This window comes from Streptomyces sp. NPDC030165 (assembly GCF_055573595.1).
In genome coordinates, this window is the sequence record NZ_JBVIBD010000015.1 from 140,143 (window position 1) to 147,783 (window position 7,641).

9 protein-coding genes are annotated in these 7,641 nt (G+C 75.4%); 5 read left to right on the top strand and 4 right to left on the bottom strand.

All coding sequences use genetic code 11. The features are described from left to right. Positions 1 to 56: 56 nt before the first annotated feature. Together murQ and ACZ4Z1_RS26785 are read right to left on the bottom strand one after the other, a co-directional pair. A complete protein-coding gene (murQ, locus tag ACZ4Z1_RS26780; protein ID WP_468489162.1) occupies positions 57 to 1,004 on the bottom strand; it encodes an N-acetylmuramic acid 6-phosphate etherase in 948 nt (315 codons plus the stop codon). Positions 1,005 to 1,159: 155 nt separating this feature from the next. Beyond that, on the bottom strand, positions 1,160 to 2,107 hold the full coding sequence (locus ACZ4Z1_RS26785) for a MurR/RpiR family transcriptional regulator (RefSeq protein WP_468489163.1): 948 nt from the start codon (positions 2,105 to 2,107) through the stop codon (positions 1,160 to 1,162). Positions 2,108 to 2,261: 154 nt separating this feature from the next. Between ACZ4Z1_RS26785 and ACZ4Z1_RS26790 the strand changes: the two genes are divergently transcribed. Together ACZ4Z1_RS26790 and ACZ4Z1_RS26795 are read left to right on the top strand one after the other, a co-directional pair. Beyond that, the gene (locus tag ACZ4Z1_RS26790) at positions 2,262 to 2,624 is read left to right on the top strand and encodes a hypothetical protein (protein ID WP_468489164.1); all 363 of its coding nucleotides are present in this window, start codon (positions 2,262 to 2,264) and stop codon (positions 2,622 to 2,624) included. A 1-nt stretch (position 2,625) separates the two neighbouring features. Continuing rightward, on the top strand, positions 2,626 to 2,913 hold the full coding sequence (locus ACZ4Z1_RS26795) for a DUF4031 domain-containing protein (RefSeq protein WP_468489165.1): 288 nt from the start codon (positions 2,626 to 2,628) through the stop codon (positions 2,911 to 2,913). Positions 2,914 to 3,135: 222 nt separating this feature from the next. On the opposite strand, the gene ACZ4Z1_RS26800 is transcribed toward ACZ4Z1_RS26795, so the two are convergent. Beyond that, a complete protein-coding gene (locus tag ACZ4Z1_RS26800) occupies positions 3,136 to 4,422 on the bottom strand; it encodes a Cmx/CmrA family chloramphenicol efflux MFS transporter (RefSeq protein ID WP_468489263.1) in 1,287 nt (428 codons plus the stop codon). A gap of 198 nt (positions 4,423 to 4,620) precedes the next feature. Here ACZ4Z1_RS26800 and ACZ4Z1_RS26805 point away from each other — a divergent pair, with 198 nt between their 5' ends. Together ACZ4Z1_RS26805 and ACZ4Z1_RS26810 are read left to right on the top strand one after the other, a co-directional pair. Beyond that, the gene (locus ACZ4Z1_RS26805) at positions 4,621 to 5,103 is read left to right on the top strand and encodes a DUF2243 domain-containing protein (RefSeq protein WP_468489166.1); all 483 of its coding nucleotides are present in this window, start codon (positions 4,621 to 4,623) and stop codon (positions 5,101 to 5,103) included. Next, positions 5,100 to 5,921, top strand: a complete 822-nt coding sequence (locus tag ACZ4Z1_RS26810; protein WP_468489167.1) for a cytochrome c oxidase assembly protein — start codon at positions 5,100 to 5,102, stop codon at positions 5,919 to 5,921. The genes ACZ4Z1_RS26805 and ACZ4Z1_RS26810 overlap by 4 nt, the downstream gene beginning before the upstream one ends. On the opposite strand, the gene ACZ4Z1_RS26815 is transcribed toward ACZ4Z1_RS26810, so the two are convergent. After that, complete coding sequence (locus ACZ4Z1_RS26815; protein WP_468489168.1) at positions 5,908 to 6,639, bottom strand: HD domain-containing protein; 732 nt, start codon at positions 6,637 to 6,639, stop codon at positions 5,908 to 5,910. The genes ACZ4Z1_RS26810 and ACZ4Z1_RS26815 overlap by 14 nt on opposite strands. Before the next feature lie 185 nt (positions 6,640 to 6,824). On the opposite strand from ACZ4Z1_RS26815, the gene ACZ4Z1_RS26820 reads away from it, so the two are divergent. Continuing rightward, positions 6,825 to 7,535, top strand: coding sequence for a copper homeostasis protein CutC (locus ACZ4Z1_RS26820; protein ID WP_468489169.1), 711 nt, complete (start codon positions 6,825 to 6,827; stop codon positions 7,533 to 7,535). Positions 7,536 to 7,641: the final 106 nt, after the last annotated feature.

Below are 7,641 nucleotides of genomic sequence, written 5' to 3' on the forward strand. Positions count from 1 at the left end.
GGTGCCTTGCTGTGCGTACGTGCCGGGACGGTCTGGCGGCGGGAACGCCCGGCCGCTCAGTCCTCCTGAAGGGGCGGGGTGTGCAGCGCGGCCCTGAGGTGGCCGCCGGAATTGGCCAGCAGCCGGGCCGCCGTCGGCCCGTCGACCCCGGCCAGGACGACCAGGATGGCGTTCTTGACCTCGCCGTCCGTGGCGGCGAGCGCGGCCTCGATCTCCGTGTCCCCGGCGCCGGTGGCCAGCGCCACGATGCGGCGCGAGCGGGCCCGCAGCTTCTCGTTGGAGGCGCGGACGTCCACCATCAGGTTCCCGTAGGTCTTGCCCAGCCGGATCATGGTGATCGTCGACAGCATGTTGAGGACCAGCTTCTGCGCCGTACCGGCCTTCAGCCGTGTGGAGCCCGTGAGGAGTTCGGGCCCGACGACGACCTCGATGCCGTGGTCGGCGGCCGCGGCCAGCGCGGAGCCCGCGTTGCAGGACAGCCCGACGGTCAGCGCGCCGCAGGCCGCGCGGGCGTGCTCGACGGCGCCGACCGCGTACGGGGTGCGGCCGGAGGCGGAGATGCCGACGACCGTGTCGTCGGCGGTCAGGCCCAGCGCGTCCAGGTCGGCGGCGGCCAGCTCCTTGCTGTCCTCGGCGCCCTCCACGGCGGCGACCATGGCGGTGGGGCCGCCCGCGATCAGGCCCACGACCTCGCACGGGTCGGTGTTGAAGGTGGGCGGGCACTCGCTCGCGTCCAGCACGCCGAGGCGGCCGGCCGTGCCCGCGCCCGCGTAGACCAGGCGGCCGCCGCGGGCCATCCGCTCGGCGGTGGCGTCGATGGCGGCGGCGATCTCGGGGAGCCGGTCGGCGACGGCGGCGGGGACGGTGGTGTCCTCGCCGTTCATCGTGCGGGCGATCTCCAGGGTGGACAGCCGGTCGATCTCGGCGAGTTCGGGGCGGAAGGCTTCGGTGGTCAGCGTGTCCAGCTGGGCGCGCAGCTGTGCGTACTCGGCGGGGGAGGTCATGGCGGTGGCGGCTCTTTCCGGGCTCGTACGGCTCTGTACGGGGGAGCGGAGGCGGCGGGCGGACGGGTGGATGCGTGGTCTCGTGCGGCCGGGGCCGGCGGGGCGGCGGGGCGGCGGACGGCCGTGTCCGGTCGGGCCCGGCGGGCGGCCGGTGGTCAGCGGTTGGGCGTACGGGGCGAGTGGCGGTGGGCGAGGGCTTCGTAGGAGGCGGACAGGGCGGGCGCGGCGGTCTCGTACGTACGCTGTGCGACACCGACGAACAGGCAGTCCACCACGAGCAGTTGGCTCGTCCGGGAGGACATGGCGGCCGGGCGCAGCTCGCTCTCCCGGGCGGTGGACGTGGCGAGGACGTGATCGGCGTACGAGGCGATGCCGCCGTCCGGGCGGCCGGTGATCGCGATGGTCGTCGCGCCCCGGTCGAAGGCCACCCGCAGCGGCTCTATGACGTCGGTCGTACGCCCTGAATGGGTGATCGCGATGGCCACGTCACCGGCGCGCATCTGGACCGCGTTCGTCACGGCGAGGTGCGGGTCGGAATGGGCGTGCGCTATCAGGCCGATCCGCAGCAGCTTCTGGACCAGGTCCTGGCCGACGAGGTTGGAAGCCCCTATGCCGTACACGTCGATGCGCCGGGCGGCGGCCAGCGCGCCGACCGCGGCCTCCAACTGCGTCAGGTCCAGCCCGGCGGCGGTGTCGGCCAGGCACTGCTGCTCCTCCTGGGCCAGCTTCGCCACCACGTCGGGCAGCGCGTCGTCGACCGCTATGTCGGCGGTGACGGCGGGCGCGCGGCCTGCGGCCTGCTGGGTGGCGAGGGCGGCGAGCGCGATGCGCAGGTCGCGGTAGCCCGGGTAGCCGAGCAGGCGCGAGGTCCGTACGACGGTGGCCTCGCTCGTGCCCGTACGTTCCGCGAGGCCGGTGACGGTCAGCGCGGCGCAGCCGGCCGGATCGCCCGCGACCGCCTCCGCGACCCGCTGCATGGAGCGGGTCATGGACGGCGCCAGCGTCCGCACCTTGGCGGCCAGGGCCGCGGGGGCGGGCGGGCTCTGGGCCGCCCGGACGGCGGCGCCGGAGTCCTTGAAAGTTTCCTTCAGCTCGGGGCTCACAGCTGAAAAGTAATTTCACCAGTGGTCCGCGTCAACACCCTGTGGACACCTGCGCGGGTTGTGGACGAACGGCCGGACGGGCCCGCGGCGCCTGGCCGGGCCGCCGTTGCGGGCGGCCGGAGCGGTTGTCGGTGGTGCGGGAGAGAATGGGGGCATGGAGCTCGAACAGGCACTGCACGCGGCCCGCGCGCTGGTCCTCGCGGATCTGGTGGCGGGCGAAGTCGCCGACGCGGAGATCGTCTCGCTCGTCGAGGATTCCGTGGCGCACCGCCGATGGTGGGTGGAGCAGTGGCCCGAGGGCGCCGAGTTCGTGGCCGGGCTGATAGCGCAGGACGTCCAGGACGCGCTCCTGGAGCGGTACGGCCGCTGGCCGCTGTGCCCCGTGTGCACGCACGGCGGCGACCCCCACGCCCTCGACGTCGAGCCCGAGTTGGGGCCCGACCCGCACTGGGTCTGCCCCAAGACGGCGGTGTCGGTGGCGCCGGTCGGCTCTCTCGGCGTCACCCATGGGGGCTGACGTGGCGCTCTACATCGACCCGCCGACCTGGCCCGGGCACGGCCGGATGTGGGCCCATCTGGTCAGCGACGCCTCGTTCGACGAACTGCACGCCTTCGCGGAACGCCTCGGCTGCCCCCGCCGGGCGTTCGACGGCGATCACTACGACATCCCGGCGGAGCGGCACGCGGACGCGGTGCGCGCGGGCGCGCGGGAGATCGGCAGCAAGGAGCTGGTGCGGCTGCTGCGGGAGGCCGGTCTGCGGCGGCCGAAGCGCCGGGAGGGCGGGGCGGTGGGGCCGGGTAAGTAGGCGGGCCGGGGAGGTGGGCGGGGCTGGTCGGGCCGGCCGGGCGAGGCAGTGGGCTGGGCCGGCGGAGCGGTGGGCGGGGGCGGGAGCGTGAGGCCGGGACCGGCGCCCGGACGGGTCGGGTGCCGCGTCCGGAACGACGAAGGCCCGCCCGGTGAGCGGGCGGGCCTGGCGTGGCCGGTGAGCGGGCGGCCTGGCGTGGCCGCGGGCGGTTGCGGCGGGGCCTCAGCCCCGGTCCGCCGCCCCGGCGGTCTCCGACACCCTGGCCGCTTCCGTCGTCCCGGCCGCCTCCGACGCCGCTGCCGTCCGCGCCGTCGTCCGCCGCGTGTCAGCCGAGGAGGCGACCAGGCGGGAAGCGCTCTTCGTACGGTGCAGCCGCAGCGCGACGAGCGTGGTGGCGACGCCCAGCGCCGCGAGTGCCGCGGCCGTCCAGGCGACGGCCGGGTAGCCCCAGCCCGCGCTGATGACGACTCCGCCGAGCCACGGCCCGACGGTGTTGCCCATGTTGAAGGCGGAGGTGGTGGTCGCGCCCGCCAGCGTCGGCGCGGCGGTCGCCACGTTGAACATCCGGGCGTTCAGGGCCGGCGCGGTGGCGAACGCGGTGACGCCGAGCAGCAGCGAGAGCGTGACGGCGGCGACGGGGCTGTGCGCGGTCAGGGCCAGCAGCGCCAGTACGGTCGCCGAGGCGCTGATGCCCCCGATGATCGTCCCGAAGGGGTGCGCGTCCGCTGTCCGGCCGCCGACGAACGTACCGATCAGCGCGCCGACGCCGAACAGCGCCAGTACGGTCGGCACGCTGCCCTCGGCCAGGCCCGCGGTGTCGGTCAGCAGCGGCGCCAGGTAGGAGAACAGCGCGAAGACCGCCGCGCCGTTCAGCGCGGTGCCGATCAGCGCCAGCCAGACCTGCTTGTCCCGGTAGATGCTCAGTTCGCGGCGGAGTGCGGGCCGCTCGTCACCGGTCGGCACGGCCGTCCGGGGCACCAGCGTGACCACGCCGACCAGGCCGATCGCCGAGAGGGCCGCCACCGCCCAGAAGGCGGACCGCCAGCCCGCGTGCTGCCCGAGCAGCGCGCCGGCCGGGACGCCCGCGATGTTGGCGATGCTCAGCCCGCCGACCATGACGGCCATCGCGCGGGCCCGCGCCGTGACCGGCACCAGCGACACCGCGACGGCCGCGCCGACCGCCCAGAACCCGGCGCAGGCGAGCGCGCTGACCACGCGGGAGACGAACAGCACGGCGTACGACGGTGCCACCGCGCCCGCGACCTGCCCGAGCCCGAAGACGGTGAGCAGGGCGATCAGCGTGGTGCGGCGGGGCAGTTGGAGGGTGGCGCCGGCGAGCACCGGCGCGCCGACCACCATGCCGATCGCGAAGGCGGAGACCAGGAGACCGGCCTGCGGAATGGACACCCCCATGTCCCGGGCCAGGGGCTGGAGGATGCCCGACAGCATGAATTCGCTGGTGCCGAGGGCGAAGACGGAGAGTCCGAGGACGTAGACGGCGAGGGGCATGCGGGCGTGATCGGGATGGTCTTGCATGTCACGCACGAACAGTGCCGATGCTCATGACATTCCCGGCCGCGGTGTCGGTCCCGGAACGGTACCGGGCGGTTCCGGACCGGTGGCCGGGTCGCGCCCCCGTGGCGTTTTGTCCCGTGGGCCCGGGGTACCCCGGCGGCTCCCCCCGGTCCGCACGGCGAGGAGGTCCGTATGAGGCGTACGAGGACGCTGGTCAGCGGCGTGCTGACGGGCATCGGCACGGCCGCGTTCATCGACGAGACGGTGTTCCACCAGCTGCTGCACTGGCACCACTTCTACGACAAGTCCACCACGGACGTCGGCCTGGTCTCCGACGGGCTGTTCCACGCGGGCAGCTGGCTCGCGATGGTGGCGGGCCTGGTCCTGTACGCGGACGTCCGGCGCCGCGGGACGCTGGTGCCCCCAGCGTGGTGGGGCGGGCTGCTCCTGGGGCTGGGCGGGTTCCAGCTCTACGACGGCACGTTCCAGCACAAGGGTCTGGGCATCCACCAGATCCGGTACGGCGTCGACCTGGCGCCGTACGACTGGACGTGGAACGGGATCGCCGTACTGCTCCTGGCAGCCGGCGCACTCCTGCTGGTGCGCGCCTCCCGTACGACACCACGCACCACGTCACCGCGGACCGAGTCGTCCGCCTCCTCGCGCGGCCGATGACGGCTGCCGCCCCGCCCCCGCTCTTCACCGGCGCCGTCACCGCCGCCGCCGTCCTCGGCTGCCTCGCCTATCTGGCCGCCGCGGCCCGGCTGCGCGCCCGCGGGGACGCCTGGCCGTACGGGCGCGACGCGCTGTTCTGCGCGGGCGGCGCGGTTCTCGTCGCGGGCGCCGCCGGGCCCTGGGGCGCCGCACCGCCGTTCACCGCCCACATGCTCACGCACCTGTGCGTCGGCATGGTCGCCCCGCTGCTCCTGGTGCTCGGCCGCCCGCTGACGCTGGTGCTGCGCACCGCGCCCGTACCCGCACGCCGCGGCCTGGTGGCCCTGACCCGTTCCCGCTGGGCGACGGCCTGGGCGCTGCCGCCGGTGGCGGCCCTGCTCGACTTCGGCGGGCTGTGGCTGCTGTACCGCACCCCGCTGCTGTCCGTCAGCCACCACAGTCCCTGGCTGGACACGATCGTGCACGTGCACATCCTGCTCGCCGGTCTGCTGTTCTCCTTCGGGCTGCTCGCCCTGGATCCCGTACGCCACCGCCCCGGCCCCGGCCTGCGGGCGGCCGTGCTGCTGGCCGCGGGCGCGGCGCACGCCGTCCTCGCCAAGTCCCTGTACGCGGCGGGCCCGCCCGGCACCTCCTTCGGCACCGCCGACCTGCGCCTGGCCTCGCAGGTCATGTACTACGGCGGCGATGCCGTCGAGCTGGCGCTGGCGGCCGTCGTGGCGTGCCAGTGGTACCGGGCGGAGGGGCGCGCACTGCGGCGCGAGCGGCGCACGGGCCGGCCGGGGGCGCGCGGCGCGGCGGCCGCCGCTACCCGGTGGTGAGCAGCTCCAGCTCGGTGGTCAGGTTGCGGCGGGCCACCCGCTCCCACTGCTGCTTGCCGTACGGCGTCCGGAAGAGGTCCGCCATGCCCAGGAGGTGGCGCAGCACCTCGGCGCGCCCGGCGCGGAACTCCCGGTCCGGCACGAACCCGTACTCCTCGCGGACGGCGGCGGCGTAGGCCGCGTACTGCTCGGGCGCTCCCGCCAGGACCGCCAGGTCCGCGTCGCACAGGGCCGCGCCGTTGTGGTCGTCGGGGGCCGGGTCGTGGCCCGCGGTGAGGCGTACGAGGCGGGCGACCTCGGCCGTACAGGCGTCGTCGATGCCCAGTTCGGGCAGTGCGCGCTCGGCGAGGGCGGCGCTGCGCTCCTCGTTCTCGGAGCGTTCGGGCCGGTAGACGGCGTCGTGGAACCAGGCGGCGAGGCGGACGGCGTCCCAGTCCACGGGCACGCCGGCGTCCAGGTCGGTCGCGTGCACGGCCAGCTCGTCGATGCGGTCCAGTACGGCGATGAGGTGGCCGGTGGTGTGGTACCGGCGCTGCGGCTCGGCCCAGCGGCCGAGCAGGTTGTCGGCGTACGGGGCCGGGTCGGGGTCGGCGGGGCCGCTGCCGCCCCGGGCGCCGGCGACGGCGGTGGCCCAGCGGTGGTGCAGGTCCGGGAAGGGGTCGGCGCCGCCCCCGAAGTGGGTGTGGGCCGTGCCGGACGGAGGTGTCGTGCGAGCCATGCGGCCCATTGTGCCCGTGCGGAGGTCAAGAGGGGGTTTCCGGTCGAGTACCGGGGCGTTGTGGTCCCGGCGGGCGGGGCGGCCCGTACCCTGGGATATTGGACTAGACCTGTCGCCCTCTCGCTGTCCGTGTCGGCATCCCGTCTCGTCCTGCTGAAGTCGTCACGTCGAAGGAATGGGGACCCATGACCAAGCGCGCACTCCTGGAGGTGATCGCGCTCGACGCCGCCGACGCGGTGGCCGCCCAGGCCGGCGGGGCGGACCGCCTCGAACTCGTCAGCGACATGGCCGCCGACGGGCTCACCCCGTCGCTGCGGACCGTCGCGGCGGTCCGGGCGGCCGTCGACATCCCGGTACGGGTGATGCTGCGGGCCGCCGACGGCTTCGCGGCGGGCGACGTCGACGCTCTGTGCGCGTCGGCCGCGGCACTGCGGGCCGAAGGCGCGGAGGAGTTCGTCCTCGGCTTCCTCGACGCGGACGGGCGTCCCGACCTGACGGCCGTCCGGGCGCTGGCCGCCGCGGTCGACGGCTGCCGGTGGACGTTCCACCGCGCCATCGACCGGGCCGCCGACCGCGGCGCGCTGCGCAAGGAACTGGCCGGGCTGCCCGGTCTCGACACGTACCTGACGGCGGGATCGCCCGCCGGCGTCGAGGACGGCCTGCCCACCCTGCTGGCCGAGCGCGCCCGTACGGCGGAGGGCGAGCCCGGCTACGAGCCGCAGCTCCTGATCGGCGGCGGGCTGGTCCTCGCCCACCTGCCGGAACTGCTGGCGGCCGGGGTGGACGCCTTCCACATCGGCGGCGCGGCCCGCCCCTCGGGGTGGGATGCGCCGGTCGACGCGGGGGCTGTGGCGGCGTGGCGGGAGGCGCTGGAGGGGGTGCCGGTCCAGGGGTGAGCGAAAGGGGGACGCGGGGGGGGGGGTTCCCCCCCGGAGAAGAAAAAACCACCCCCCCCCCCCCCCCCCCCCCCCCCCCCCCCCCCCCCCCCCCCCCCCCCCCACG